This is a genomic window from Rhodococcus shunpengi, assembly GCF_048381395.1.
Taxonomy (GTDB): Bacteria; Actinomycetota; Actinomycetes; order Mycobacteriales; family Mycobacteriaceae; genus Rhodococcus.
In genome coordinates this window covers 688,844-715,199 of sequence record NZ_JBLWIU010000012.1, presented here as the reverse complement: position 1 = coordinate 715,199, position 26,356 = coordinate 688,844, and the positions used below count along the sequence as shown (strand labels likewise).

Annotated in this window: 25 protein-coding genes; 17 read left to right on the top strand and 8 right to left on the bottom strand. The window is 66.9% G+C overall.

Annotated features, from left to right (window positions below):
* Nucleotides 1–3 precede the first annotated feature (3 nt).
* Together ACNJ7K_RS08585 and ACNJ7K_RS08580 are read right to left on the bottom strand one after the other, a co-directional pair.
* Nucleotides 4–1,161, bottom strand: a complete 1,158-nt coding sequence (locus ACNJ7K_RS08585) for an acyl-CoA dehydrogenase family protein (RefSeq protein WP_487041480.1) — start codon at nucleotides 1,159–1,161, stop codon at nucleotides 4–6.
* The gene (locus tag ACNJ7K_RS08580; RefSeq protein ID WP_277370485.1) at nucleotides 1,158–2,195 is read right to left on the bottom strand and encodes a Rieske 2Fe-2S domain-containing protein; all 1,038 of its coding nucleotides are present in this window, start codon (nucleotides 2,193–2,195) and stop codon (nucleotides 1,158–1,160) included. Before ACNJ7K_RS08580 ends, ACNJ7K_RS08585 begins: the two co-directional genes overlap by 4 nt.
* Nucleotides 2,196–2,628: 433 nt before the next feature.
* On the opposite strand from ACNJ7K_RS08580, the gene ACNJ7K_RS08575 reads away from it, so the two are divergent.
* Nucleotides 2,629–3,699, top strand: a complete 1,071-nt coding sequence (locus ACNJ7K_RS08575; protein WP_160874613.1) for a Zn-dependent alcohol dehydrogenase — start codon at nucleotides 2,629–2,631, stop codon at nucleotides 3,697–3,699.
* A 73-nt stretch (nucleotides 3,700–3,772) separates the two neighbouring features.
* On the opposite strand, the gene ACNJ7K_RS08570 is transcribed toward ACNJ7K_RS08575, so the two are convergent.
* Nucleotides 3,773–4,801 (bottom strand): TetR family transcriptional regulator, encoded by a 1,029-nt coding sequence (locus ACNJ7K_RS08570; protein ID WP_160874615.1) that lies wholly within the window; start codon nucleotides 4,799–4,801, stop codon nucleotides 3,773–3,775.
* A gap of 457 nt (nucleotides 4,802–5,258) precedes the next feature.
* Between ACNJ7K_RS08570 and ACNJ7K_RS08565 the strand changes: the two genes are divergently transcribed.
* The 13 genes from ACNJ7K_RS08565 to ACNJ7K_RS08505 all read left to right on the top strand — a co-directional run bounded on the left by ACNJ7K_RS08565 (nucleotide 5,259) and on the right by ACNJ7K_RS08505 (nucleotide 17,879).
* A complete protein-coding gene (locus ACNJ7K_RS08565; RefSeq protein WP_157788919.1) occupies nucleotides 5,259–5,732 on the top strand; it encodes a nuclear transport factor 2 family protein in 474 nt (157 codons plus the stop codon).
* A gap of 55 nt (nucleotides 5,733–5,787) precedes the next feature.
* Nucleotides 5,788–7,164, top strand: a complete 1,377-nt coding sequence (locus tag ACNJ7K_RS08560; protein WP_160874617.1) for an MFS transporter — start codon at nucleotides 5,788–5,790, stop codon at nucleotides 7,162–7,164.
* A gap of 97 nt (nucleotides 7,165–7,261) precedes the next feature.
* Complete coding sequence (locus tag ACNJ7K_RS08555) at nucleotides 7,262–8,080, top strand: SDR family NAD(P)-dependent oxidoreductase (protein WP_450106545.1); 819 nt, start codon at nucleotides 7,262–7,264, stop codon at nucleotides 8,078–8,080.
* A 159-nt stretch (nucleotides 8,081–8,239) separates the two neighbouring features.
* Complete coding sequence (locus ACNJ7K_RS08550; protein ID WP_160874621.1) at nucleotides 8,240–9,181, top strand: alpha/beta hydrolase; 942 nt, start codon at nucleotides 8,240–8,242, stop codon at nucleotides 9,179–9,181.
* Between the two features lie 28 nt (nucleotides 9,182–9,209).
* Complete coding sequence (locus tag ACNJ7K_RS08545; protein WP_277370488.1) at nucleotides 9,210–9,935, top strand: SDR family NAD(P)-dependent oxidoreductase; 726 nt, start codon at nucleotides 9,210–9,212, stop codon at nucleotides 9,933–9,935.
* Between the two features lie 70 nt (nucleotides 9,936–10,005).
* A complete protein-coding gene (locus ACNJ7K_RS08540) occupies nucleotides 10,006–11,655 on the top strand; it encodes a flavin-containing monooxygenase (protein ID WP_277370489.1) in 1,650 nt (549 codons plus the stop codon).
* Nucleotides 11,656–11,726: 71 nt separating this feature from the next.
* The gene (locus ACNJ7K_RS08535) at nucleotides 11,727–12,770 is read left to right on the top strand and encodes a ferredoxin--NADP reductase (protein WP_277370490.1); all 1,044 of its coding nucleotides are present in this window, start codon (nucleotides 11,727–11,729) and stop codon (nucleotides 12,768–12,770) included.
* A gap of 202 nt (nucleotides 12,771–12,972) precedes the next feature.
* Nucleotides 12,973–14,076: an alkene reductase gene (locus ACNJ7K_RS08530; RefSeq protein ID WP_430716616.1), complete on the top strand. Its 1,104-nt coding sequence runs from the start codon at nucleotides 12,973–12,975 to the stop codon at nucleotides 14,074–14,076.
* A gap of 52 nt (nucleotides 14,077–14,128) precedes the next feature.
* A complete protein-coding gene (locus tag ACNJ7K_RS08525) occupies nucleotides 14,129–14,938 on the top strand; it encodes a MaoC/PaaZ C-terminal domain-containing protein (RefSeq protein WP_277370492.1) in 810 nt (269 codons plus the stop codon).
* Between the two features lie 37 nt (nucleotides 14,939–14,975).
* Nucleotides 14,976–15,791 (top strand): mycofactocin-coupled SDR family oxidoreductase, encoded by an 816-nt coding sequence (locus ACNJ7K_RS08520; protein ID WP_026061840.1) that lies wholly within the window; start codon nucleotides 14,976–14,978, stop codon nucleotides 15,789–15,791.
* A 13-nt stretch (nucleotides 15,792–15,804) separates the two neighbouring features.
* The gene (locus ACNJ7K_RS08515) at nucleotides 15,805–16,314 is read left to right on the top strand and encodes an SRPBCC domain-containing protein (RefSeq protein WP_160874631.1); all 510 of its coding nucleotides are present in this window, start codon (nucleotides 15,805–15,807) and stop codon (nucleotides 16,312–16,314) included.
* Between the two features lie 37 nt (nucleotides 16,315–16,351).
* The gene (locus ACNJ7K_RS08510; RefSeq protein ID WP_237451147.1) at nucleotides 16,352–17,101 is read left to right on the top strand and encodes an SDR family NAD(P)-dependent oxidoreductase; all 750 of its coding nucleotides are present in this window, start codon (nucleotides 16,352–16,354) and stop codon (nucleotides 17,099–17,101) included.
* 37 nt (nucleotides 17,102–17,138) lie between these two features.
* Nucleotides 17,139–17,879 carry an SDR family NAD(P)-dependent oxidoreductase gene (locus tag ACNJ7K_RS08505; RefSeq protein WP_160874633.1) on the top strand — a complete coding sequence of 247 codons (741 nt, stop codon included), beginning with the start codon at nucleotides 17,139–17,141 and terminating at the stop codon, nucleotides 17,877–17,879.
* A 51-nt stretch (nucleotides 17,880–17,930) separates the two neighbouring features.
* Here the strand turns inward: ACNJ7K_RS08505 and eutC are convergent, their stop codons facing one another.
* The 3 genes from eutC to ACNJ7K_RS08490 form a co-directional block, all read right to left on the bottom strand.
* Nucleotides 17,931–18,695: an ethanolamine ammonia-lyase subunit EutC gene (gene eutC / locus ACNJ7K_RS08500; protein ID WP_277370493.1), complete on the bottom strand. Its 765-nt coding sequence runs from the start codon at nucleotides 18,693–18,695 to the stop codon at nucleotides 17,931–17,933.
* Nucleotides 18,692–20,104, bottom strand: a complete 1,413-nt coding sequence (locus ACNJ7K_RS08495; RefSeq protein ID WP_487041479.1) for an ethanolamine ammonia-lyase subunit EutB — start codon at nucleotides 20,102–20,104, stop codon at nucleotides 18,692–18,694. The genes eutC and ACNJ7K_RS08495 overlap by 4 nt, the downstream gene beginning before the upstream one ends.
* 120 nt (nucleotides 20,105–20,224) lie before the next feature.
* Nucleotides 20,225–21,091: an SGNH/GDSL hydrolase family protein gene (locus ACNJ7K_RS08490; RefSeq protein ID WP_487041478.1), complete on the bottom strand. Its 867-nt coding sequence runs from the start codon at nucleotides 21,089–21,091 to the stop codon at nucleotides 20,225–20,227.
* A gap of 158 nt (nucleotides 21,092–21,249) precedes the next feature.
* Here ACNJ7K_RS08490 and ACNJ7K_RS08485 point away from each other — a divergent pair, with 158 nt between their 5' ends.
* Nucleotides 21,250–22,590, top strand: coding sequence for a serine/threonine-protein kinase (locus ACNJ7K_RS08485; protein WP_159417295.1), 1,341 nt, complete (start codon nucleotides 21,250–21,252; stop codon nucleotides 22,588–22,590).
* Between the two features lie 6 nt (nucleotides 22,591–22,596).
* Here ACNJ7K_RS08485 and ACNJ7K_RS08480 read toward each other — a convergent pair whose 3' ends face one another.
* Complete coding sequence (locus ACNJ7K_RS08480; RefSeq protein WP_404817778.1) at nucleotides 22,597–23,604, bottom strand: LacI family DNA-binding transcriptional regulator; 1,008 nt, start codon at nucleotides 23,602–23,604, stop codon at nucleotides 22,597–22,599.
* A 144-nt stretch (nucleotides 23,605–23,748) separates the two neighbouring features.
* Between ACNJ7K_RS08480 and ACNJ7K_RS08475 the strand changes: the two genes are divergently transcribed.
* Both ACNJ7K_RS08475 and ACNJ7K_RS08470 read left to right on the top strand, forming a co-directional pair.
* A complete protein-coding gene (locus ACNJ7K_RS08475) occupies nucleotides 23,749–24,936 on the top strand; it encodes an acyl-CoA dehydrogenase family protein (RefSeq protein ID WP_120280695.1) in 1,188 nt (395 codons plus the stop codon).
* Entirely contained in the window at nucleotides 24,933–26,045 is a 1,113-nt protein-coding gene (locus tag ACNJ7K_RS08470; protein ID WP_159417292.1) for a CaiB/BaiF CoA transferase family protein, read from the top strand. The genes ACNJ7K_RS08475 and ACNJ7K_RS08470 overlap by 4 nt, the downstream gene beginning before the upstream one ends.
* Nucleotides 26,046–26,058: 13 nt before the next feature.
* Here the strand turns inward: ACNJ7K_RS08470 and ACNJ7K_RS08465 are convergent, their stop codons facing one another.
* Entirely contained in the window at nucleotides 26,059–26,271 is a 213-nt protein-coding gene (locus ACNJ7K_RS08465; RefSeq protein ID WP_159417291.1) for a DUF4287 domain-containing protein, read from the bottom strand.
* Nucleotides 26,272–26,356 lie beyond the last annotated feature (85 nt).

Here is a 26,356-nt window from a genome sequence, read left to right as displayed (position 1 = left end):
CTCCTATCGGGGCAGGCCGAGGCCCCGCGTCGCGAGCACCATCCGCTTGAGTTGGGACGTTCCTCCGGCGTGGTTGGCGAAGGACTGCCGGTACCACGCCTCGGGCTTTCCGTTGAGGGGGGCGTACGACGATCCCGACCGCAGCTGGCTGGTCGGGCCGAGCACCCGGTCGTAGATCTGCGCGAACAACGGTTCGTACTCCTTGGCGGCGACCTGCTGGACGCCACCGCCCCATGGGGTCTGGCGACCGTGCGCGTTGTCGCCGATGATCTCGTAGGCGAGCAGACGCTGGGTCTGGACGATGCCGGCGAGTTCGGCCAGGTCGGCCTTCACGTGCGGGTCGTCGAGCTTGCCGGGGATCGCCTTGCAGTACTCGAGCAGGTCGCGCAGCCGCGCTTCCTGCATCGCGTAGATCGGTTCGACGGTTCCCGACGCGTAGAAGGCACGCATGATGTACTGCCAGCCCTTGCGCTCCTCACCGATCAGCGAGGACGCCGGCACGCGAACGTGGTCGAGGAAGGTGCTGGACTGGACGCCGCCGCCGTAGTTGCGCATCGGGTGCAGGGTGACGCCGGGGCTGTTCAGGTCGACGACGAAGATGCTGACGCCGGCGCTCAGGCTCGCCTCGGGGTCGGTGCGGGCGGCCACGTACAGCACGTCCGACATCGGTCCCCAGGAGGTGAATGCCTTCTCGCCGGTGATGACCCAGTCGTCGCCGTCCTTGACGGCCTTGGTCCGCAGGGAGCCGAGGTCGGAACCGGCACCTGGTTCGGTCAGGCCCTCGGCCCAGAGGGTGCGCATGTTGGCGATGTCGGGCAGCAGCCGCTTCTTCTGTTCCTCGGTGCCACCCACCAGGATGGTGCCGGCGGCAAGGAAGATGCCGACAGAGTTGATCAGCGGCGCGTCGGCCGCGTACAGCTCCTCGAGGAAGATCTGATTGAAGATCGGGGTCAACCCCTTGCCGCCGTACTCCTTCGGCCAGGTCAGGCCGATCCATCCCTTGGCGGCGATCTTCTTGCTGAATTCGACGGCGATCGCCCACTGTTCGGGGGCGTCGTCGAATTCGGGATTGAAAGCATGCTCTTTCGGCAACTCGGCGTCGAGGAACTCGCGGATCTCGGCGCGCCAGGCCTCGTGTTCTGCTGTCAGTGTCGGTCTCATGAGCCGTTGTCCACCTGGAATTCGTCGGTGCCTGCGGTCTGCTCGGCGGCGCCGTGGCCGAGGTGGCCTTCGGGGTAGAAGCGGCGAGCCCACTGGCGGATGTCGCGGAAACCTGCGGCCTCGGCGGTCGCCAGGCCCGGCGGTTCGGTGTAGCGCTGGTGTTCCCATATCGCGATGTCGGCCTCGAGCTGGCCGATGGCATTGCGCTGTCGCTTCGCCACTCGCGCGTCGCCCTGGCCGTCCTCCTTGCTCGCCCACGCGGAGAAGCGCACGATCGAGCGCTCGTCGTCGACGGGGGTCACCGCGGTCAACGAGCAGATGGCGCCGACGCCGTCGGCGTACGAGAAGCCCAGTCCCAGACCGAGGAGCGACGCCCTGGTCCGGCCCTCGACGAGTTCGAATGCCCCGTCGGCGCCGCGACGCTTGAAGTTCAGCGCCAGTTCGGTCTTGAAGTCGTACTCGCCGAACTCGCGGTGGACGACGGTCGGGATCTCGTCGGCGCGGTGGACGTACTTGAAGTGCGCGAAGTCGACGCCGTTCTCTGCGGCGTACTGCGGGTGGATCGGCAACTCGGCCGATTCGAAGCGGCCGGCCTCCCCCGGCTCGTGGTAGTCGCTCGCCGAACCGCAGTTCGGAAAGAGGTCGAAGATGCTGGGCACGTCGTACAGGGGGTCGCGTCCCTCGACGTCGTGCCAGATGTACATGATCCCGTCGCGCTCGACGGTCGACCAGGTACCGATCCTGCGAACCCGGTTCGTGGCCTTCTGGTACGGGATGCAGGTGTTGCGACCTTCCGGGCTCCACTGCCAGCCGTGGAAGGGACATTGGATGTCGTCGCCGGCCACCGTGCCACCGTGGCCCATGTGGGCGCCGAGGTGCTCGCAGTATGCGTTCAGAACCACCAGGCGACCGCTCTGGGTGCGATAGGCGACGAGATCCTGACCGAAGTAACGCAGCGGCTTCACATCGCCGATCTCGAGGTCGGCGGACCAACCGATCTGGAACCACCCCGTCGGCTTCATCGATAACGCCATGGGCGACACTTCATCCTCCTGAACTGTTGCAACAGAGGCACTTTCGGCACCTGCGCAGAAGACTTTCCACGACGAGGGCTTTCACGGATCGCACTCGACAGGCATGCGTGGGCACGCCCGTTCACCGGTCTCCGGCAGAGCATCCTCCGCTCAGTAGCCGGGGCCACTGCAACCACATGCCGTGACTGGCATCACTGTAGCCATTGGCTACGTTTACGTCAACATGCTGAGGACTTCGCCTTGTTTCGCCAGATGAAGGCGGCATCGACGCCACGCTTGACGGTCGGACCCGCCGGCCATAGCATCACCGACATCGATACAGGTGCCACTTCGGTGGCCCCGGATTTCCCACCACCCCTTCGTTTCCCGCCCGCATCCCGCTGCGTGTCCTCGCACCGCCCGGGTGGGTTCACATTGACAGCGAGGTCGAGAATTGAAAGCCATCGTCTTCGACGGCACCGTCAACAAGCTGGTCGACGGTGTCACCGTCCGCGATCCCGGCCCCGGTGAAGTTCAGGTCCGCATCGTCGCGAGCGGCCTGTGCCAGAGCGACCTGAGCGTCGTCAACGGCAAGATCCCCTTCCCCACACCCGTCATCCTCGGGCACGAGGGCGCCGGTATCGTCGAGGCCGTCGGACCGGGTGTGAGCACTCCCGCCGTCGGCGACCACGTCGTGCTGTCGACCCTGGCGACCTGCGGTCAGTGCGCCGCATGCACCTCCGGACGCCCCACGATGTGCCGCGCTTCGTTCGGCAATCGAGAGACCCCCTTCGAACTCGACGGCACCCCGATCCACAACTACGCAGCGTTGTCGACCTTCACCGAGCGCATCGTCGTCAAGGCCGGACAGGCAGTGCCGATCTCGAAGGAGGTCCCGCTGTCGACGGCGTGCCTGATCGGCTGCGCGGTGCTCACCGGCGCCGGAGCGGTGTTCAACCGTGCCCGTGTCGCTCCCGGCGACTCGGTGGTCGTCATCGGAGCCGGCGGCATCGGTCTCAACGTCATCCAGGCCGCCCGCATCGCCGGGGCCACGACGATCGTCGCCATCGACACGAACCCCGACAAGGAGCCGAAGACCACCCTGTTCGGCGCCACCCACTTCGTCGACGCGACCGCCGGCGACACCGTCGCCGCGATCCGGGATCTCACCGACGGCGGCGCCACCCATGTCTTCGACTGCGTCGGCGGGGAGGCCATCACCAGCCAGGCGATGGAGATGCTCGACTGGGGCGGGCAGCTGATCATGCTCGGTGTCGCCGGGCCCGAGGCCAAGTTGTCGGTACCGGCCACCACCTTCTACATGGACCGCTCGGTACTGGGATGTCGCTACGGCTCCTCACGCCCGGGCGCGGACATCCCGAAGTACGTGGAAATGTACCGGTCCGGCCGACTCCTCCTCGACGAGCTCGTCACCAAGACCTACGAGCTGGAGAGCTTCGAGTCCCTCGTGGACGACGCCCGTAACGGAAGGCTCGACCGCGGTGTGCTGCTGATGCCGTCCTGACAACGCCCTCTCGACGGAACAGGCGGACGATCCCTTCGGGGGCCGTCCGCCTGTTCTTGCGTTTTCTCTTCGGTCAGCGGTCCGGCCGAGCGGCGTAGACGAGCAACTTGAGCAGGTCGCTGACCTCTCGGCGCAGGTCGTCGCGGCTGCGCCACCGGTTGTCGGAGAGCTCGATCATGTACGGCTCGTACAGATCCCACACCGAGCCGATGACACCGACCAGCGCCGCCAGCACGCTCGGATCGAACTCGCCCCGGATCTGCGGCGGGGTGGGGTTCTTCCACAGCGCCTCGATGTGTTGGCGGTATCCACGCGACCGCGCTTCGCCGAGCAGCCGGTCCGGCTCGATGCCCTCAAAGATCGACCACATCAGCATCCGGCCGAACTGACCGGCGTCGAGGTCTGCGCCGATGGAGTTGTCGATCGCGTCGTAGGCATCCTTCTCCGCGGTCAGGCGGTCGCCGCCGTAGCCGACCAGCAATTCCATCACCGCCACCAGCAGGTTCTCCTTGGTGCGGTAGAAACGGTGGATCAATCCGTACGACACGTCCGCCTCGGCAGCGACCTCCCGGAGCGTCACCTTCGCAGGGCCTTTACGCGCGAAGAGATCCGCGGCGGCGCGAAGGATGGCCTCCTGCGCTCCGGACGCCCCTGGCCGGGTGGGTCTCCACTCGGCGACCTTCTTCTCCGCGACTTCGGGGGCGGGCTCGGCCTGCAGGGCAGGATGTTCCTCGATCGCGTCGGTCGTGCAGGTGCCGGCCAACCGCAGCGCGTCGTCCTTGGTTTCGGGATCCAGCAGCAGTTCCACGGGCGTTCGATCGAATCCGTCGACCTTCGTGATCGCCCACAGGGCGATCGCAGCAGGTTCGATGTCCTCGTCGAAGGCCGCGAGGAACTCGGGGACCTCGGGATGGATCGTGTGGGTCTCGGTATCGAACTGCCACAAGGGAAAGAGCGTCACCCCGTCGCCCGCATATCCGAGCATCTTCCGGCTCCGGACACGCTTGTTGATCGCCTGACGACTGATACCCAGGAAGCTCGCCACCTGCGGCGTGGTCCAGACGTCGTCGGCGAAAGCGGCGGTCTCACTGAGGTGCTCCATTATGGCGCAGACCCTATCATGATCAGCGACAGCGGGATTCGCGTGACGAATCCCGCTTGCCGGTACAGACGGCGACCGAGCGGTGTTCCGATGTCACACCTCATCTTTGCGAATCTCCGACGCCCTGTCATCCCGCTCGGCGGAACAACATGCCGACACATATTGACGCAAGCGTAGCCAATGGCTACTGTGACGGCAGTCACTGGGTCGGTGGTGGTTCCTCACGACCGCAGACGGTCGTCGGGTGCCGGGTGCGGTCGCGTCGGCGAACGCTGCGAGGACCGCCCAAATGTCGTGCCGACCACCGTTCCGCCGACTGCGTCCCGGCTCGACCTTGGTCATGGATCGTTTCGTGCGCATGTCGAATCTTGCCGCTGTTGCCCCAGTTCAGGAGGATGAAGTGCCACCCACGACGTTGCACGGAAGCGCCACGGACAACGAGTACAGGATCCGGGCGATGGAGGATCGCCTGGCGATCCTGGAACTGGAGGGCCTCTACGCGCGTTCCTTCGACGATCGAGACGGAGCGACCTGGTCGTCACTGTTCACGCCGGACGGGATCTACCGGTCACGCGATGGGGGTCCGGAACTGTCGAAGGGTACGTTCGTCCAGGGCCGGCAATCCCTCCGCGCATTCTGCGAGGACGCTCCGTTCACCGGTATCCATCTGATGCACCTCCCGCAGATCACCATCGACGGCGATCGCGCCACGAGCCGAATCCACATGGAATGGTTCGGCTCGTTCGACGCTCCGGGATCACCGTCGCAGCGGCTCGTGGGTTACTACGACGTCGAATACGTGCGGTCCGGATCGGCTGCCGCCTGGCAGATCTCCGACCGCGTCACCACTCCGTTCGTGTCGGAGTCCCGGACGCTGCTCGGCTACGTGCCCGGCAGCGGCCTGGACGAGGCCGGAACACGTCGAGTGTGAATCGGAACCGAACTTTCCCCGGTGAGCACACCGGACACAACCGAACAGGATCGATATGAACTCACCCGAGATCGCGCCGTCACCGAGCGTGGCCCGCAGGGCGTCGCTCGCAGGCTTCTTCGGAACTGCCGTCGAGGCCTACGACTTCATGGTCTTCACCTTCCTCATCGCCTACCTGTCGCCTCTGTTCTTTCCCAGCGACAACCCCGCGGCCGGAGTCCTGAGCTCCCTCGCGGTTCTCGGCACCGGATTCCTCGCACGCCCCATCGGCGGCATCGTCTTCGGTCGGATCGGTGACCGATACGGCCGCCGCTTTGCCTTGATCGTCACGATCTCCGGCATGGGCGGGGCAACCATTCTCATGGGCCTGTTGCCGACTCACGCCACCGTCGGAATCATGGCCCCGGTCCTGCTCGTACTCACCCGCATGTTGCAGGGCTTCTTCGCCGGCGGCGAGCAGATGGGTTCGGCCACCTTCGTCGCCGAGCACGCCTCCGCCAAGAACTACGGCATCCTGAGCGCGATGACCCCGGTGGGATTCGCATTCGGTGGCGCTCTCGCTCCCCTGGCCGTCGCACTCACCACCACCCTGACGTCCGAAGAGACGATGGCGAACTGGGGCTGGCGGATTCCGCTCCTCATGTCGCTGCCGTTGATGCTGTACGTGCTGTATCTGCGCAAGCGCCTGGAAGAGTCGCCAGATTTCCAGGAACTCGCCGGTGCGCACAAGGTCCAGTCCTCCCCCGTGCGTTCGGTCGTCACGCGGTACCCCGCGACCCTGCTCCGGGTGATCGCACTCAGCACCTCGGTCCTCGCGATCGGGTATGTAGTTCCGGCGTACATGCCGTTGTTCCTGCAGCAGCAGGTGGATATGGCCCCGGGAGTCACCGCCTGGATCGCCACCGCCGGATCGACCTTCGCCGTGGTCATCGGTTTCGGTGCCGGCTTCCTGATCGACAGGGCCGGCCGCAGGAACACCATGGTCATCGGCCTGGGCATCATCCTGGTCTCGATGTTCCCGATCATGTACTTCATGAAGGCCACCGGCGGAAACCTGATCGTCACCGCCGGCGGGCACATGCTCCTCGTCGGCCTGGCCGGCGCATCCGCCGTCCCCGTCTACGCGACGCTCACGTCGGCATTCCCCGCCGCGGTCCGCTACACGGGCGCTGCCATCGGATTCGGTCTCGGCTCGGCGATCGGTGGAGGCCTCGGCCCCTATCTCGCAGGGAAGTTCACCGCGATCACGGGCAATCCCTACGCCGCCTCCGGCGTCGTCGGCGCTGCAGCACTTCTGGGCATCGTGGTGATTGCCACCATGCCGAACAGCAACAGCAGCGCAGCACCCGAGGCCTCGCTCATCACGGGCGACACCGAATCCGTCGACGCGGAGCCGGTCGAGGAGCCTTCCCCGGCTCCGAAGATGGTCTGACACGTACCGATCGTGGCCCCGATGCACCCGCACGCATCGGGGCCACGCCCATCACACCACGGCCCCGAGGCCTCCCGTTCTCCCGATCGGAGTACCCATGTCCCAGGATTCCGCGCCGCCGCACGGTCCCGCCGAGAGCGACCGGATCATCGATTACCGCAGTCGATTCGATCTCTCACAACGCCGCTACCTCGTACTCGGTGGCGGGCAGGGAATGGGACGACAGGTCTCCCACGCCCTCGCCCAGCTCGGTGCCGAGGTGATCGTCGTCGACGTGGACCGGGACCGCGCCGACGCGGTGTGCGCCGAGCTCGGTTCCCGGGCCACCTCGGAGCAGGTCGATGCCACCGACAACTCCGACATGGCAGCGTTGGCCGACCGGGCGGGTGAGCTCGACGGCGTCGTCGATGTCATCGGCATGGCGCGCTACGGCTCTCTTCTCGACATCAGCGACGAGGACTGGAGCTGGGAGGAGTCCATCGTCCTGCGTCACGCGGTGCTCACGCTGCGGCATTTCGGTCGCCGGCTGCGCGACCGCGGCGAAGGGTCCGTCACGTTCGTCTCGTCGGTCTCCGGTATCGGCAGCTCTCCGGTGCACGCCGCCTACGGCGTCTACAAGGCGGCGCTCGGCTCACTGGTCAGGTCCGCATCGATCGAATTGGGGCCGTTCGGTGTTCGCGTCAATGCGGTGGCCCCCGGATTCGTCGTCACACCGCGGATCTCGGCAGTGCTCGACTCCGAGGCACTCGAGAACACCCGCACCCAGATTCCGCTCCAGCGGTTGACGCTGCCGGCCGACGTCGCGAGCGCCCTGACCTTCCTCGTGAGTGACCTCGCCCGGACGATCACCGGCCAGGTGATGGTCGTGGACGGCGGAGCCACCAACAAATACCCCTACGACATGTCGGGTTTCTGAGTCGAAGCGAGCCTGCTCCGGGAAACATCACGATTGATGGTTGACGAGAAAGTAGCCAATGGCTACAGTTCTCTCAGCCGCAGTGATCGCAGTCACGTCACACAGTTCCGGTCGCGGTCGACCGGAGCACTCGTTCCTAGCGCACAAGGAGAGGAATCGATGTCCTACGCCGTCGATCCCGAATACCGGCCGATGATGGGATTCCTCCCCGAACTCGACGTCGCCGACGCCGAGAAGGCGCGCGCAGTCATCCGGTCCATGAGGACCGAAGATCCGATGACGGCCGTACCCGCAGGCGTCGCAGTGCACCACCGAACCGCACCCGCAGCCGACGGCTCCGACATCGGCCTCGTCGTGTTCGAACCGGAAGAGCGCACCGCGCAACCACTCCCGTGCGTCGTCTACTTCCACGGCGGCGGGTTCGTCTTCGGCGACGCCACAACCGACGTCCGGGTTCCGTCGGCCCTCGCCGCGAGCCTGGACGCGGTGGTGGTCTCCGTCAACTATCGACTCGCTCCGGAACACGCCTTCCCCACACCGTTCGACGACGCGTTCGACGCTCTGACCTGGGTCGCCGGCGACAACGACCTGGGGATCGACCCGACCCGGATCGTCCTCGCCGGAATCAGCGCCGGCGCCGGACTCGCCGCGGCAGTTGCACTCAAGGCCCGCGACACCGGTGGACCTGCTGTGATCTTCCAGGCGCTGGACTCCCCCGTCCTCGACGACCGCCTGCTCACGACCTCTGCCACCGAATACATCGATTCCCCGTTGTGGAACCGGCAGAACGGAATCGACAGCTGGCGCCACTACTTGGGAGCCGACGCCGACCGGACCGCCACCTCGGCATACGCCGCCCCCGCGCGGGCCACCGACCTCAGCGGGTTGCCCCCGGCGTACATCGCGGTCACCTCCTTCGATCCGCTCCGCGACGAGGGGATCGACTACGCCCAGCGGTTGACGCAGGCAGGCGTGGCCACCGAACTGCACCTCTATCCCGGAACCTTCCACGGATCGTCCGGAGTGTTCCCGCAGGCTGCGATCTCCCAGCGGATCGACGCCGACTACACCGCCGCCATCCGGCGAGCACTGACCAGTTGACCCACGAGCATCCCGGAATCGGAGAATCATGCCGCACCGCTTCGAAGGAAAGGTCGCGATCGTCACCGGTGGCGCACGCGGACAGGGCGAACGGATCGTCCGGACACTCGCGCGCGAAGGCTGCTCGGTCGTGATCGGCGACGTCCTCGACGACCTGGCGAAAACCGTCGCCGACGACCTCGGAGACTCCGTCGTCCGCACTCACCTCGACGTGACCTCCCCGGAGGACTGGGCCGCCACTGTCGCCCTGGCGACCTCGACCTTCGGCGGCCTCGACGTCCTCGTCAACAACGCGGCAATCTACCGCAAGCAGCTCCTAGAGGACGAGACCGTCGCCGACCTCGACAAGGTCCTCGCCGTCAACCTGCGCGGACCGTTCCTCGGCATCCAGGCCGTCGCCCCCGCTATGCGCGCCCGCGGTGGCGGTTCGATCGTGAACGTCTCGTCGCTCGCCGGCACGACGTCATATGCCGGGCACGGCTCGTACAGCATGTCGAAATGGGCACTGCGCGGACTGACGCGGACCGCAGCGATCGAGCTCGAACCGTCGAAGATCCGGGTGAATGCGGTGCTGCCCGGCAACCTTCGCACCGACATGTCGCCGACCACCGCCTCCACCGAGGTCCCGACCGGCCTCAAGCGCCAGGCCGACCCGCAGGAGACCGCCAACGTCGTGGTCTTTCTCGCTTCGGACGACGCGTCCTTCGTCAACGGCACCGACATCGTCGCGGATGGCGGCTCCCTGCTCGGGTAGCAGTCTCCACCCCCGAATTCCTCAGCAGGCCGCCTCGCGCCGCTGAAGCAGATCCGATCCTTGGAGGAACATGTCCACCTCGACCCCGGAAGCCGGCCGTACCGCCGAACGCTTCGACGTCGTCGTCATCGGCGCGGGCTTCAGCGGAATGTACGCGCTTCACCGTCTCCGTCAGCAGGGCCGTCGGGTCGTGTGCCTGGAGGCAGGCGACGGCGTGGGCGGCACCTGGTACTGGAACCGCTACCCCGGCGCCCGCGTGGACATCGAGTCCATGCAGTACTCGTACTCCTTCGACGACGATCTCCAGCAGGAATGGTCGTGGTCGGAGCACTTCTCGCCGCAACCGGACCTCGAGGCATACGCGAACCATGTCGCCGATCGCTTCGACCTGCGTGAGGACATCCGCTTCGAGACCCGCGTCGACGAACTGACCTTCGACGAGTCCGCGGACGAATGGCATGTCGGTACCGCTTCCGGCGACCACTTCGTCGCCCGGCACGTCATCGCGGCGACCGGCAGCCTCGACGTCTCGAACGTCCCGGACTGGCCCGGACTGGACCGCTTCCGCGGCGAGGCGTACCACACCTCGCGGTGGCCCAAGGAGGGCGTCGACCTCGCCGGCAAGCGCGTCGGTCTGATCGGTACCGGTTCCACGGGCATCCAGATCACCCCCGAGGTCGCCGCAGTCGCCGAGCACCTCACGGTCTTCCAGCGGACCCCGAACTTCAGCCTTCCCTCGCGCAACCGGAAACTGGATGCGGAATACCAGCAGGAGTGGAAGGCCAACTACCCCGAACGGCGCAAGCAGATCCTCAGCACCCACGGCGCGGTGCTCATGAGCAATGTCGCCGAGCAGCGTTCGATCTTCGACTACACCGAAGAAGAGCGCGAAGAGGTCATGGAGCGGGCGTGGAACGCCCGGAACGGACTCGAGTTCATCCGGACGTTCACCGATACCTCCAGCGACCCGAAGGCGAACGAGATCCTCGCCGAGTTCGTGCGCAACAAGATCCGGTCCATCGTCCACGACCCGGAGACCGCAGAATTCCTGTGCCCGAAGACCTATCCGATCGGCGGCAAGCGGATCTGCATCGACTCCGGCTACTACGAGACCTTCAACCGCGACAACGTGAGCCTGGTCGACGTACGAGCCCACCCCATCGAGGAGGTCACCGAGTCGGGCCTTCGCACCAGTGAATCCGAGTACGACCTCGACGTGATCATCTTCGCCACCGGCTTCGACGCGATGACCGGTTCGATGCTGAGGATGAACGTGACCGGCGTCGACGGAGCGCGACTCGCCGATCACTGGGCCGACGGACCGAGGACCGTCTTCGGCCTGATGACGGCCGGATTCCCGAACCTGTTCATGGTGCACGGCCCCGGTAGCCCCTCCGTCCTGGCGCAGATGATCACCACGGGTGAGTGGCAGGTCGATTGGATCCTGCGGACCATCGATCATCTCGAGGAGAACGAGATCTCCCGCTTCGGCGCCACCCTCGCGCAGGAGAGCGAGTGGGCGGCCGAAGTCGACACCGCTGCCTCGCGCACGATGCACTCCCGTACCGACTCCTGGTACACGGGTGCGAACATCCCCGGCAAGCCGCGGGCCCTGCTGATGTACGTCGGTGGTTTCCAACGCTATTCCGACTGGTGCACCCGCGCTGCGGACGAGGGGTACACGGGGTTCGAGAAGAAGCAGCGCGTACCCCTGCCCTGAGTCCGGATTTCTTTTCACGCAGTCGAATTCACGAGAACAATGTAGTCAACGGAGAGCGCAGGCGACCGAGAGTGAGCACCTTGCAGACCGTCGGTGTCGGATACGAACTGACCGTCATCGACGTCATCGAAGAGACCCCGGATTCGAAGTCGATCGTCCTGCGCACGCCGAAGAACTCCCGTGAATTGTTCGTGTACCGACCCGGCCAGTTCCTGACCGTCCGGATACCGAGCGACCGCACCGGACATGTCGCCCGGTCGTATTCGCTGTCGAGCGCTCCCGGCATCGACGACGAGTTGAAGGTCACCGTCAAACGAACCGCCGGCGGTTACGGTTCGAACTGGTTGTGCGACAACGTCGAACCGGGCAATGCCCTCACCGTCCTGCCGCCCTCGGGTCGCTTCACGCCCGCGGATTTCACGAGCGATTTCCTGCTGTTCGCGGCAGGGAGTGGCATCACGCCGATCATCTCGATCCTGAAGACGGCCCTGCTCCGGTCCGACCGGTCGGTCGTTCTCTTCTACGCCAATCGCGACCGCGACTCGGTGATCTTCCACCGCGAACTCGAGGACTACGCCGCGAAGTTCGACGACCGTCTGACGATCCACTACTGGTTCGACGACGTGCACGGCATCCCTTCTCGTGAGAGGTTCGCGGCACTGGCGGCGGAGCACACCTCTCGCGAGGTGTTCGTCTGTGGCCCCGCCCCGTTCATGGACGGCGTCGCCGACGGGGTGCGAGCGGCAGATGTTCCTGCGGAGCGCCTTCATCAGGAAGTGTTCGTGTCACTTTCGGGGGACCCCTTCGAAGCACCCGCGCCGCTCGTCGACGACGATCCCGCCTCTGCGGTGGAGACGGTCGTGCACCTGGACGGCGAGTCGCATCGGTTCGAGTGGCCGAGCGGCAACACTCTCGTCGATGTACTGCTCGACCGCGGTGTCGACGTGCCGTTCTCCTGCCGATCGGGTGAGTGCGGATCCTGCGCGTGCACAGTGGTTTCGGGGAAGGTCGTGATGGAGAAGTCGGACATCCTCGACCCATCGGATATCGCCGAGGGGTACATCCTCGGATGCCAGGCACGTCCCGACTCGGGTCCGATCGAGATCGAGTTCTGACCCCGTTCACTCGACGGGCCGGATGTGTTGACGCTGTCGCAGCCAAAGGCTACAGTGATCCCCATCACGGCCCGTTCGAGTGAGATCTGTTCTATACCAATATTTTCCGTCGCGAATCGATCTCCGGACACCACGGTCCGGTCGAGTTCCGCGCCGCGGCCGTGAACAAGAGTCGTAGACCTCCTCCAGAAAAGAGACAGCGTTGACTCGGTTGTTCGACACCCATCGGCTCGGCGGACTCGTCCTCGACAATCGTCTCGTGATGGCGCCCATGACACGGGCACGGTGCATCGACACGATCCCGACCGCGGAGACGGCGGAGTACTACCGCCAGCGGGCGACTGCCGGACTGATCGTCACCGAAGGCACACCGATCTCCCCCGAAGCGCAAGGATACGTGTACGTCCCGGGGATCTGGTCGCCGACGCAGGTCGCCGGATGGCGCACGGTCACCGACGCCGTCCACAGCGAGGGCGGGCGGATCTTCGCCCAGCTCTGGCACGTCGGCCGGTTGTCGCACATCTCCCTCCAGCCGGAAGGCGGACGACCCGTCAGCGCAGGCGCCGTGCCCGCTCCGGAGAGCAAGATCTTCGCGCTCGACGACGACGGGAACGTCGGCTTCGTCGACGTCGGTGATCCCCGCCCGTTGAGCACCGAGGAAGTCGGCCGCGTCGTCGATGACTTCGCCGGTGCAGCAACCAATGCCGAGGTGGCAGGCTTCGACGGTGTCGAGTTGCACGGAGCCAACGGCTACCTGTTCGAACAGTTCCTCAACCCCGCGACCAACACCCGATCCGACCGGTACGGCGGCTCCTACACCGATCGTGCCCGGTTCCTGCTCGAGACGGTCGACGCCGTGATCGACGTACTCGGCTCCGCCAGCGTCGGGATCCGGCTCTCCCCGTTCAGCGAACTGTTCGACATGCCCGCCTATCCCGAGGCCGCAGAGACCTATCTGTACCTGGCCTCGGAACTGTCGCGCCGCAACCTCGCCTACATCCACCTCATCGACCAGCGTCCTGCCGGCGGTCGGCTTCTCGACATCGACTTCCTCACGGCCTTCCGTGCCCGGTTCCGGGGAACGATCATCCTTGCCGGCGGAATGACGCAGGAGTACGCCGACGAACTGTTCGAGCGGGACCTGATCGACCTCGCCGCCTTCGGACAACCGTTCATCGCGAACCCCGACCTCGTCGCACGCCTGCAGAACGGGTGGCCACTGACGGCACCGGACCCGAACACCTACTACGGCGGGGGCGCCGAGGGCTACCTCGACTATCCGCGATTCACCCCGGCGCGCGTGTGACGCGGCAGATACGCCACACGCGCGACGTCAACACCAGAAGGGATCTCCATCGATGACCGAAACGACGTCGACCCCCACCCGGTGGCGTGACCTCGACCTGGGCACCCGAGTGGTCGGCTACGACGAGCGCGACGCCGTCCTGTACGCGCTGGCGGTCGGCGCCCACGCCACCGACCTCGACCTGGTCTTCGAGGACCGACTCCGCGTCCTGCCCACCTTCGCCCTGACCCTCGCACAGTGGGCACCCGATGCGCTGGGCACACTCGGGGCGTTCGACACGAAGACGGCGCTCCACGGCTCGCAGAGTCTCGACGTGCTCGCTCCCCTGCCCCGGTCCGGCGAGATCTCGATGTCGGCACGGGTCGGCGAGGTCTGGGACAAGGGCCGTGCTGCGGTCTTCGAAGTGGTCGTCGAGAGCGACTACTTCGTGGCCACCTGGGCGCTGTTCGCCCCCGGCGCAGGTGGATTCGGCGGTGATCGCGGTCCGTCGGCACCGTCCGCACCCGAGGGGGACCCGACCGTCGTCGGCACTTTGACGACCGATCTCGATCAGGCCGCGCTCTACCGCCTCACCGGCGACCGGCACCACATCCACATCGATCCCGACGCCGCAGCACGCATCGGGCAACCACGTCCGATCCTGCACGGCCTGTGCACCCTCGCTGCGACCACCCTGCCTCTCGCAGACATGCTCGGCGCCCACCCGGCCGACCTGAAGACCCTGTCCGGCCGGTTCGCGGCACCCGTCTTCCCCGGCGACACCGCGCAGGTCCGCGCCTGGGGCGACGCCACCGGCGCGCGCTTCGACGTCACCACCGACGGCGGTGCCGTCTTGAACGGTGGACACGCGTCCTTCGCCTGACCCCGACCACGACCATTCCCTCTCCGAACGGAACATCATGACGAGCACACGCCGCTTCGAAGGCAAGATCGCATTCATCACCGGAGCCGCCCGCGGCCAGGGTCGCGCCGAAGCCGTCCGGCTCGCGAGCGAGGGCGCCGACATCATCGCGGTCGACATCTGCAAGTCCCTCGAATACCCCGCCTATCCCGGCGCCACCCCCGACGATCTGGCCGTCACCGTCAAGGAGGTCGAAGCGCTCGGCCGGCGCATCGTCGCCCGCGAGGTCGACGTCCGCGACTTCGACGCGCTCCAGCAGGCACTCTCGGAGGGCGTCGCCGAACTCGGCGGCCTCGACATCGTCGTCGCCAATGCCGGTGTCTGCACCGCCGCCACCACCTGGGAGCACGCCCTCGAGCAATGGAAGGAGACCATCGACATCAACCTGACCGGGGTCTTCCACACCGTCAAGGCGGCCGTGCCGATCCTGCTCGAGCAGGGCCGGGGTGGCGCCATCGTCATGACGAGCTCGGTGGCGGGTCTGCGCGGACTGCCGTTCGTCGCCGCATACTCGGCCAGCAAGCACGGGGTCGTCGGCCTGTGCAAGACGCTGGCCAACGAACTCGGACAGCACCGCATCCGCGTCAACACCGTGCACCCCGCCGGGGTGACCACCGACATGCAGCCCGTCGAGATGCAGCAGATGATCGCCGACCATGCCGCCACCCTCGGTCCGATCTTCATGAACGCCCTGCCGGACGAGGCGACCGACGCAGAGGACATCGCCGGAACCGTCGCCTGGTTGCTGTCCGACGAAGCTCGTCACATCACCGGAGCTCAGATTCCGGTCGACCTGGGAACCCTCATCCGCTGACCATGGAGGAACTATGACCGAACTGTCCATCCCCGAATACGATTCCGCGACCACGGTTCGCTCTGTCACAGTCAAGATCGACGCTCCGGCGCATGTCGTCTGGGAGGTCCTCACCGATCTCGACAACTACCCGAACTGGAATCCCTTCTGCATCGCGGCGCAATCGACACTGGAAATCGGTGCGCCCGTGAATATGACACTGGCCGACTACTCGGGAGCCACCGAAACTTTCCCGTACACCGAATACGTCTGTGCCGTGGTGCCCGAACGCCTACTGTCGTGGGAGCTCCGCCCCACCGAGACATCTGCACAAGCCGCTCGACGCGATCAGGTCATCGAACCGATCGACGAGAACCGGTGCCGCTACTACTCCACCGACGCCTTCCTCGGCGAGGAAGCACACCAGATCATGGCCGACAGCGGTGTGTGGGTGAAGCGCGCGTTCGACGACACCGCCGTCGCACTGAAGAAGCGCAGCGAGGCGCTCCACGCCGAGCGCACCCTCGGTTCGCCCACCGCCTGACCCCCCATTTCCCGGCACCACCATCCGAAAGGCCGACATGGCACACCGTATGCAGGACAAGATCGTCATCATCACCGGAGCCTCCTCCGGTCTCGGCCGGGCGACCGCCGAACTGATGACCGTCGAAGGCGCTCGCGTGGTCATAGCGGACATCAGCCAGGAGGCGGGTGAGGCCGTAGCGCAGGAGATCGGCGCCGACTTCGTCCGCACCGACGTCGGCAACCCCGCCGAGGTCGACGCTCTCGTCAGCGGGACCGTCGCCCGGTACGGACGACTCGACGTGATGTGCAACAACGCCGGTGTCCACGCCGCCGGCCCGCTTCTCGACACGACGAACGACGACTTCGAGCGCGTGGTGGCAGTGAACTTCGCCGGCATCTTCTACGGCACTCGAGCGGCAGGTCGCGTCATGGCGGAGCAGGGATCCGGTGTTATCGTCAACACTGCCTCGAACGGCGGTTACCTGCCCACCGAGGGCATGGCCGTCTACTGTGGCACGAAGGCGGCCGTGGTCGCGATGTCCAAGGCATGCGCGCTCGAACTCGCGCCCAAAGGTGTTCGCGTGAACACGATCTCGCCCGGCACCATGCTGAGCGGCATGGTGCCGGACGTGGAGGGCATCGTCGACGTCCTCGACAAGCTCCAGCCCATCGGATACGCCGCCAACCCCTCCCAGATGGCCACGGGAATTCTGTACCTCGCCTCGGACGACGCGAACTACGTCACCGGGCACGATCTGATCGTCGACGGTGGAGCCACCGCCGGTCGGGTCGCTCTCGGAGTCTGACATCCCACGTGCGGAACTCAGAGAAGGGAGCGGGTCGATGAGTCGGTTCGAGAACAAGGTGGCGCTGGTGACCGGCGCCGCGAGCGGAATCGGTCGTGCGGTCGCCGAACGCATCGCTGCTGAAGGCGGGGCCGTGGTCGTCGCCGATATCCAGGACGACCTCGGCACCGCTGTGGCGCAGTCGATCGTGGACGGTGGTAGTCGAGCCGTCTACCGGCACCTGGACGTCTCCTCCGAAGCGGAGTGGCAGGAGACGATCGCCGAGACGGTCGACACCTTCGGGGGTCTCGGGATCCTGGTGAACAACGCCGGAATCGCTCATCCGGACCTGATCGAGGACACCGACACCGAGCTCTACGCCCGGGTCATCGCGGTGACGCAGACCAGTGTCTTCCTCGGCCAGCGTGCGGCGAGTTCCGCTCTGAAAGCGTCCGGCTACGGTTCGGTCGTCAACGTCAGTTCGATGTTCGGCGTCGTCGGAGGCTTCGGATCCGCTCCGGCCTATGCGGCCGCGAAGGGCGCGGTGCGGACGCTGTCGAAGAACACGGCCGTCGCCTGGGCGTCGGCCGGTGTCCGTGTGAACTCGGTGCACCCGGGTTTCATCGACACCCCCACCCTCGGCGATCAGGGCCGGGAACGGATGGCCGCGCTGACACCATTGGGTAGGCTCGGCACCTCGGCCGAAGTGGCCGGTCTCGTCGCGTTCCTGGCGAGCGACGAAGCGTCGTTCATCACCGGTGGGGAATTCCTCGTGGACGGCGGCTACACCGCGCAGTAATCAGCAGGTCCTCGTCACAACAGAGCGCGAAATGGTCATCGGAGCGCGCTATTACGCGCTCTGCTGACCGTTTCGCGCTCCGCTGTCGGGGTCGGTGAGTGCGGGATCCCGCGAGGTGTCCTTCAACGCCACCCCCGAGGCCCCCAACTGCCGCGCCCCGTTCACGAGGGCCGCGACGACGCGCGCCGCGTGCTCGTAGGTCATCCCGCCGGGCGGGTGGATATTCGACACGCAGTTGCGTTCGGCGTCACTGCGTCCCGGCGTCGGGTGGTGCGTCAGGTACACGCCGACACTGTCGGCCACCGACAGGCCGGGCCGTTCGCCGATGATCACGAGCATCGTCGTGACGCCGAGCCGCTCACCGATACGGTCGCCCAGCGCGACGCGGGCCTGCGTCGCGATCACCGGTGACGCCACGGTCAACCCGGGCAGGGCAGCGACGATCGCCGCGAGCAGATCGGGTCCGTGGGCGTCGAGAGCGGTGGACGACAACCCGTCGCACAGCGCGATACCGAGATCGGCCTCCATGCGCGGCAGCGTGGTCCCCTCGGCGAGCTGCCGGCCGAGGTCGGGGCGACGCAGATACGTACTGCGATCTCCTGCTGCGCTTTCCACGATCAACTGCTCACCGAGCCCGAGATCACGAACCCGCTGAGCCAAGGAATGCACATCGAGCGGGACGTGCACGGCGTCGCGCGCCTCGGCATGGGCCGCCACGAATTCCAGATGACGGCGCGTCGGGATGCTGTTCCCGGTGCGTCCCAGGCCGATCCGTGCCTGGGTGTTCCGGCGCAATTCGTCCCACAGGTCGCTCACAAGGCACCTCCGAGTGCGCGCAGAGGGGACGTGCCGACGTCCACCGGCAGGATGCGACCGACGTCGTCCGCCATGCCCTGCCTGCGTAGCCAGTCCTCGAATTCCGGTGCCGGCCGCAGATCGGCGGCCTCCCGCACGTACAGGGCGTCGTGGAACGACAGCGACTGGTAGCCGAGCATCACGTCGTCGGCGCCGGGCACGGTGATGACGAAAGCTGTTCCGGCAACGGCCAACAGGGTCAGCAGGGTGTCCATGTCGTCCTGGTCGGCCTCGGCATGGTTGGTGTAGCAGACGTCCACACCCATCGGCAGGCCGAGAAGTTTGCCGCAGAACTGGTCTTCGAGACCCGCGCGGATGATCTGCTTGCCGTCGTACAGGTATTCCGGTCCGATGAACCCCACGACCGTGTTGACGAGCAGCGGATCGAACTCGCGCGCAACGGCATACGCACGCGCTTCGAGCGTCTGCTGATCCACCGGCCTGCCTCCGGTTCCGACATGGGTTCCCGACGACAACGCCGAACCCTGCCCGGTCTCGAAGTACATGACGTTGCTGCCGACGGTCCCCCGTCGCAGCGACCTGCCGGCCTCGTTGCCCTCCCGCAGCACTGCGAGGTCCACCCCGAAGCTGCGGTTGGCACCCTCGGTGCCGGCGACGGACTGGAACACCAGGTCGACCGGCGCGTCCTTCTCGATCAGGTCGATGGTGGTGGTGACGTGGGTGAGCACGCACGACTGGGTGGGGATCTCGAATCGCTGCCGGATCTCGTCGAGCAGGTGCAGCAGGTCGGACACGGCGTGCGGCGAGTCGCTCGCCGGATTGATGCCGACCACCGCGTCGCCGCATCCCATCAGCAGACCGTCGAGGACGGACGCGGCGACCCCACGCGGATCGTCGACGGGATGGTTCGGCTGCAGGCGTGTCGCGAGCCGGCCGGGCAATCCGATGGTCGTGCGGAACGCACTGGTCACCGTCGCAGCGCGGGAGACCGCGATGAGGTCCTGGTTCCGCATGATCTTGCTGGTCGCTGCGACCATCTCCGGGGTGAGTCCCGGCGCGAGTACCGCGAGCACGTCGGCGGAGTCCGGTCGGGCCGCGACCTCCAGGAGGTGGTCGCGCAGTTCCCCGACGGTCATGTGCGAGACCGGCGCGAAGGCCGTCGCGTCGTGGGTGTCGACGATCAGCCTGGTGACCTCGTCGGTCTCGTACGGGACGACCGCCTCGGTGAGGAAGGCGGTGAGCGGGAGGTCGGCGAGGGCGAGCTGTGCCGCGGCGCGTTCGGCATCCGAGGTGGCAGCGCAGCCCGCGAGTTCATCGCCCGAGCGGCGCGGGGATGCTTTGCCGAGCAGGTCGACGAGGCCGTCGAACTCGTAACCGGTTCCGCCGAGCTGTTGTCGGTAGATCGTCATCGAGGCCTCCCGCGCAGGACCGGTTCGACGGATGTGAGCACGCAGTGGAGTGCAGCATTCCACTTTTTCGCCGTCGTGTCCGGCGAGTGTCGCGAACGAAACGCCGCTGGTCGTCGGTTTCTAGCCCCGCTGGTACCAGACGTTCGTCACCCGCTGCGCCATGTGCCGCATCCCCGCGGCGGTGGGATGCAGCGCCTTCGCCAGCGACAGCGACTGCCGTCCTTCGTAGAAGCGCTGCTCGGAGGGCGCACACGCGTCGTGTCCTTCCGATCCGGCCATGACGTCGACGAACTCGGCACCGGCCTCGCCGGCGGACCGGGCGAGTACTCGGTTCATCCGCACGAAGAAGTTCGTCACGAAGGAGGCGTCGGCATCGCTGGTGGGGATGTTGGGCCAGCAACCCCGGTTGCCGAAGACGCCACCGTGCCCGACCAGCAGGACCCGTGCGCGCGGTGCGCGTTGCTGGACGGCTGTGAGTGTCGCGGTGACCTTCGGTCCGAGCGCGCTCAGGGCGGCGTCCATGCGCGACGTGGTGCCCGGATCGGTGCGGCAGTGCGCGTCGCCGCCCGGAAGCTCGGTGTAGCAGGCCGAGACGAGCCCCGCCCAGCCGACATCGTTGCCGCCGATGCTCAGCGTGACGAGATTCGTGTCCGGAGTGAGCGAATCGATCTGCGGCGGGACCGATCCGGTCGACGTCTGCTGCGGGACGGACGTGATGTGCTCGGTGCGTGCTCCCGAACACGCGACGTTGACGATACTGACGGTCTGCAGCGAACCCGCGACGAGGTTCGGATATCCCGCATCCGCGCGGGCACATCCGCTGAGCATCGCCGCTGCGTCGAGGTAGGGTCCGGCGGCACGCGAGTCGCCGAGCGCGACGTATCGGATGCCGTGCTCGCTACCCGGGTCGCTCATCGCGGACACCGGCCACACCATCGATGCAGCTGCCATGCCGGCGACGATCCCGGCTCGCACAATCGTCTTCATCCAGACCCTCCGGCAGCGTGGTTCTCCCGGGCATGAGATCGGCACGAATTACAAACGCGTTACGAGCATCGGGTGAAGATCACGGATGAAGCCCGGATGCCCGTCCTCCCACCAGCGCATTTTGTTTACTCCCCCCTTCGAACGGCTACCGTCGACCTGTGACCGTCCACAAAGTTCTCGACGGCCGCTACGAGCTGAGCGGTCTGCTCGGCGTGGGCGGCAGCGGCGAGATCCACGACGGTTGGGACACCCGCCTCCACCGGCCCGTCGCCGTCAAACTGCTCGGACGGGAGGTGGGTAGCAGACCGGACGTACGACGTCGTTTCGAAGTCGAGGCCCGGGCCGCCGCGGCCCTGAACCACCCTCGCATCGTCGCCGTGTACGACACGGGTGAACACGACGGACGTCCCTACATCGTTATGGAACGGCTTCCCGGGCGGACCCTCGCCGACGACATCGCCCGCGGACCCCTACCCGACGATCGGGTGCGCACGGTGCTCGCCGGAATTCTCGAGGCACTCGTCGCCGCGCACGGTGCGGGGATCCTTCACCGGGACATCAAACCGGCGAACGTGCTCGTCGCGGAGAACGGTGAGATCAAGGTCGCCGACTTCGGTATCGCGAAGAGCGTCGGCGACGACCTCACCCGCACCGGTGAACTCGTGGGGACCGTCGCCTATCTGAGCCCGGACCGCATCACCGGACACCCCGCGTCCGTTACGGACGATCTGTACGCGGTCGGGATCGTCGGCTACGAGTCCCTGTGCGGGCGGAGGCCGTTCGCCGAGGACAACATCCTCGCGCTGGCACGGGCCATCACGCACGACCGGCCGCAGCCGCTCACCGAACTCCGACCGGACGCCCATCCTGGGCTCGTCGCAGTGATCGAGCGGGCCATGGCACGAGAGCCTTCCGACCGGTTCCGCAGTGCGCACGAGATGCTCTCGGCATTGCAGAACTCCGACGGATACCGCACTGCGACGACCCGGCTGCCGGCAGGTATGGCTGTCGACCCGACGACCACCGTAGGCACGGACCGTTCCCGTGGAGTTCTCGTCGCGGCGGGTCTGACGCTGGTCGGAGCGCTCGCCGTGGGCGGTCTCGCGCTCGGATTCGGGCGGGGCGACTCCCCGCCGGCGGCCACACCGGAGACCCGGACGCCGGGCACGTCCGCAGCGACGCCCGAACGGGTACCGGCCACCACCGAGCTCCCTGTGACTCCCGAATCCACGGTCGTCCCGGCTCGCACAGCGGACGAAACCCCCGTGGTTCCGCCCGTCGTACCCGCTCCGGAGACCGTTCCTGTCGCACCGCCGGCGGATGCCGGGCCCACGAGGTCCGAATCCGAGTCCCGTGGGAACAGCGGACCCGGCAACAACAACGGGAATGGCAACGGCAACGGCGGTGATGGAAATGGGAACAACGGCAACGGGAACAACGGTCGCGGCAACGGCAACAATGGCAACAGCGGCCGCGGCAACGGCAACGGCAACGGGTGAGGTCGCTCAGCTCGATCCGCGCGCGACGAGTTCGACGGGCAGCTTCGTCGATTCCGTCTCCCCGGTGCGCACGAGTTCGAGCAGACGCTCGATGGCCGTCACCCCGATATCGTGCGCGGGCGATCGCACGGTGGTGAGCGGAACCGGCAGCTGCGCGACGACAGGGATGTCGTTGTAACCGACGACGGCGAGATCGCCGGGGATGGACAGACCCAGGTCGCGGGCGACACCGAGGATGCCGATGGCAATGGTGTCGCTGACCGCGAAGATCGCGCGGGGCCGGTCGGGGCGATCCAGCAGCGCACGCGCGGCCTCGACACCCCCGGCGACGTCGAAGCTCGACCGCACGATCCGCTCGGGCGGCAGGGCCACCGACGCTTCCTTCAGGGTGTCGACGAAGCCGTCGCGCCGGTCGCGGGCAGTGCTGGCGTGGTCGGGGCCGGCGATGATCGCCAGGTCGTCGTAGCCGCGGTCGAGCAGGTGCCGGGCGGCCAGCACTCCTCCTCGGTAGTCGTCGCCCACTACGAACGGCAACCCGGCGTCGGCGTGCCGGGTGACCGCGAGGATGGGCAGCGATCCGAGCGCCAGCGACTCGACGAACGGGCGGCCCGGCAGGTGCATGCTGCTCAGCAGCAGACCGTCGACCTGCCGGCCCACGAGCAGCGCGATGGCGCGACGTTGCGCCTCGAGATCGTCGGGTGGGCTCGACAGCAGCACCGAGTAGCCCGCTTTCGTGGCGGCTTCCTCGATGCCCTGGTAGGTCGTGGCGACCACGCCGTCGGTGAGTCGCGGCATGACGACACCGAGGGTCGTGGTCTTGCGGGTCCGCAGGCTCGCTGCCCACAGATTGGGGCGATATCCCAGTTCGGCCGCGACCTCCCGCACCCGCAGTGCCGAGTCCGACCAGCCGTCGACCGGTTCGGGCTGGCGCAGCACCCGGGATGCCGTCGAGACGTGGACACCGGCGCGCTCGGCGATCTCCTTGAGCGTCGGGGCGCGGTCGGGACGGGGCATGCGGCTCTCCTGCTTGTACGGCATCGAGTTCGTGTTCCGGGTTGACGCGCCCGGAGCATGCCTTTAGCGTAGGCCATGCAATCGATCGTGCAAACGTTCTCGCAATCGTTCTGACAAACGTTTCCTCGACCACCGGAGAAGGCCATGTCCCACGCTCAGTCGCTCACCCAGCTGTTCGCCCTCGACTCCCTGCTCGAGCAGGAGGAGATCGACATCCGCGACACCGTCCGCAAGTTCGGCAACGAGCGCATCCGCCCGCACGTGGCCCAGTGGTTCGAGGAAGCGAAGCTCCCGGCGCGCGAGCTCGCCAAGGAACTCGGACAGCTGGGCGTGCTCGGCATGCACCTCGACGGCTACGGCTGCGCCGGCATGAGCGCCACCGCCTACGGCCTGGCCTGCCTCGAACTCGAGGCCGTCGACTCCGGCATCCGCAGCCTCGTGTCCGTGCAGGGCTCGCTGGCGATGTTCTCCATCCACCACTGGGGCAGCGAAGAGCAGAAGCAGGAATGGCTCCCCCACATGGCCGCCGGCGAGGCCATCGGCTGCTTCGGCCTGACCGAGCCCGACTTCGGCTCCAACCCCGCCGGGATGCGCACCAACGCCAAGCGCGACGGCGACGACTGGATCCTCAACGGCACCAAGATGTGGATCACCAACGGCTCGATCGCCGACGTCGCCGTCGTCTGGGCGCAGACCGACCTCGAAGAAGGCGCCAAGGGCATCCGCGGCTTCGTCGTCCCCACCGACACCCCCGGTTTCTCCGCCCCGGAGATCCACTCCAAGCTGTCGCTGCGCGCCTCGGTCACCTCGGAGCTCGTCCTCGACGGCGTGCGTCTGCCCGCCTCGGCGATGATGCCGAAGGCCAAGGGTCTGCGCGGACCGCTGACCTCCCTCGGTGAGGCCCGCTTCGGCATCGTCTTCGGTGCCATCGGCGCCGCCCGCGACTGCCTCGAGACCGCCATCGAGTACTCGCAGTCCCGCGAGGTGTTCGACAAGCCGCTCGCCGGCTACCAGCTCACCCAGGCCAAGATCGCCGACATGGCGCTCGAGGTCGGCAAGGGTCACCTGCTCGCCTACCACCTCGGCCGCATCAAGGACCGCGGCGAGATCGCCCCGGAGCAGGTCAGCCTCGGCAAGCTCAACAACGTGCGCGAGGCCATCGCGATTGCCCGCGAGTGCCGGACCATCCTCGGCGCCAACGGCATCACGCTCGAGTACCCCGTCATCCGCCACGCCAACAACCTCGAATCGGTGCTGACCTACGAGGGCACCTCCGAGGTCCACCAGCTGACCATCGGCAAGGCGCTGACCGGCGAGGCGGCTTTCCGGTGACCACCCTTCCCAGTGCGCTCGAGGGGCTGGTGATCGCCGACTTCGGTCGCGTGCTCGCCGGCCCCTACGCCACCATGCTGCTCGCCGACCTCGGGGCGGAGGTCGTCAAGATCGAACGACCCGGCTTCGGGGACGACACCCGGCACTGGGGCCCGCCCTGGGTCGGCGACGAGTCGACCTACTTCCTCGGCGTCAACCGCAACAAGAAGTCGGTGGCCATCGACCTGACCACCGACGAAGGACTCGGGCAGGCACGCGATCTCGTCGCCCGCGCCGATGTCGTCGTCGAGAACTTCCTGCCCGGCACGATGACACGGCTCGGGCTCGGATACGAGCAGGCCCGGGAACTCAACCCCGGCATCGTCTACACCTCGATCACCGGCTTCGGTGGGCACAACAATCTGCCCGGCTACGACCTGCTCATCCAGGCCGTCGGCGGTCTGATGAGCATCACCGGGCCCGACCCGGCGACACCCACCAAGGTCGGCGTCGCCGTGGTCGACGTCATCACCGGAATGCACGCTGCGCTCGGCATCCTCGCCGCGCTGCGGCACCGCGACCGCACCGGTGAGGGCCAGCGCGTCGAGGTGAACCTGTTGTCGTCCCTGTTGTCGGCGTTGGCGAACCAGTCGTCGGGCTACGTCGCGGCAGGTGTGGTGCCGAAGGCGATGGGCAATCGTCATCCGAGCATCGCGCCCTACGAGGTGTTCCACACGGCCGACCGGCCGTTCGTCCTCGCCGTGGGCAACGACCGTCAATTCGCTTCGCTGGCCGAGGTTCTCGGCGCTCCGGAACTCGCCACCGACGACCGGTTCACTACGAACACCGCCCGCGTCGCGAACCGGGAGGAGCTGACGAAGATCATCGACGAACTGCTGTCGACGGACACCGCCGACGCGTGGTTCGACGCTCTGACCGCGGCGCGGGTGCCGTGCGGTCCGCTCAACGACATCGCCGACGCGGTCGCGCTCGCCGAACGACTCGGCCTCTCACCGGTGGTGTCGATCGACGATCCCGACCGGGACGCTCCGCTTCGTCAGATCGCCAACCCGATCCGGCTCAGCGCAACCCCCGCGACCTACCGCACCGCACCCCCACGGTTGGCGTAGCCGGACGCTCTCGTCACTCGGGCTTCTGTTCCTTCAGAGTGTGCGCGACGAGAGCGTTGGCGTGCCCGTGGCCCATCCTGTGTTCCTGCTTCAGCCAGTTCACGAGCTCCATGTGCTTGGCGAGATCCGACGCGCGGATCATGTTCTTCCACTCCTCGATCGGGCGTCCGTACTTCTGCTCGATCGACGGAAAATACGACTCGGGTCCCTTGACCTTCTCACTCATGCGGAGAGGTTAACCGGGGCGACCGACACGGTCGGACCGTTCGGTTCGATCCACTGAGAACGACCGCGGCGCCGCAGTCCCGGAT

Bases quoted from the DNA above. Each gene is read 5' to 3' on its own strand.
- ACNJ7K_RS08585 (WP_487041480.1), bottom strand. From the start codon at position 1,161: ATGAGACCGACACTGACAGCAGAACACGAGGCCTGGCGCGCCGAGATC.
- ACNJ7K_RS08580 (WP_277370485.1), bottom strand. From the start codon at position 2,195: ATGGCGTTATCGATGAAGCCGACGGGGTGGTTCCAGATCGGTTGGTCC.
- ACNJ7K_RS08570 (WP_160874615.1), bottom strand. From the start codon at position 4,801: ATGGAGCACCTCAGTGAGACCGCCGCTTTCGCCGACGACGTCTGGACC.
- ACNJ7K_RS08565 (WP_157788919.1), top strand. From the start codon at position 5,259: ATGGAGGATCGCCTGGCGATCCTGGAACTGGAGGGCCTCTACGCGCGT.
- ACNJ7K_RS08560 (WP_160874617.1), top strand. From the start codon at position 5,788: ATGAACTCACCCGAGATCGCGCCGTCACCGAGCGTGGCCCGCAGGGCG.
- ACNJ7K_RS08555 (WP_450106545.1), top strand. From the start codon at position 7,262: ATGTCCCAGGATTCCGCGCCGCCGCACGGTCCCGCCGAGAGCGACCGG.
- ACNJ7K_RS08550 (WP_160874621.1), top strand. From the start codon at position 8,240: ATGTCCTACGCCGTCGATCCCGAATACCGGCCGATGATGGGATTCCTC.
- ACNJ7K_RS08545 (WP_277370488.1), top strand. From the start codon at position 9,210: ATGCCGCACCGCTTCGAAGGAAAGGTCGCGATCGTCACCGGTGGCGCA.
- ACNJ7K_RS08540 (WP_277370489.1), top strand. From the start codon at position 10,006: ATGTCCACCTCGACCCCGGAAGCCGGCCGTACCGCCGAACGCTTCGAC.
- ACNJ7K_RS08525 (WP_277370492.1), top strand. From the start codon at position 14,129: ATGACCGAAACGACGTCGACCCCCACCCGGTGGCGTGACCTCGACCTG.
- ACNJ7K_RS08520 (WP_026061840.1), top strand. From the start codon at position 14,976: ATGACGAGCACACGCCGCTTCGAAGGCAAGATCGCATTCATCACCGGA.
- ACNJ7K_RS08515 (WP_160874631.1), top strand. From the start codon at position 15,805: ATGACCGAACTGTCCATCCCCGAATACGATTCCGCGACCACGGTTCGC.
- ACNJ7K_RS08510 (WP_237451147.1), top strand. From the start codon at position 16,352: ATGGCACACCGTATGCAGGACAAGATCGTCATCATCACCGGAGCCTCC.
- ACNJ7K_RS08505 (WP_160874633.1), top strand. From the start codon at position 17,139: ATGAGTCGGTTCGAGAACAAGGTGGCGCTGGTGACCGGCGCCGCGAGC.
- ACNJ7K_RS08495 (WP_487041479.1), bottom strand. From the start codon at position 20,104: ATGACGATCTACCGACAACAGCTCGGCGGAACCGGTTACGAGTTCGAC.
- ACNJ7K_RS08490 (WP_487041478.1), bottom strand. From the start codon at position 21,091: ATGAAGACGATTGTGCGAGCCGGGATCGTCGCCGGCATGGCAGCTGCA.
- ACNJ7K_RS08480 (WP_404817778.1), bottom strand. From the start codon at position 23,604: ATGCCCCGTCCCGACCGCGCCCCGACGCTCAAGGAGATCGCCGAGCGC.
- ACNJ7K_RS08475 (WP_120280695.1), top strand. From the start codon at position 23,749: ATGTCCCACGCTCAGTCGCTCACCCAGCTGTTCGCCCTCGACTCCCTG.
- ACNJ7K_RS08465 (WP_159417291.1), bottom strand. From the start codon at position 26,271: ATGAGTGAGAAGGTCAAGGGACCCGAGTCGTATTTTCCGTCGATCGAG.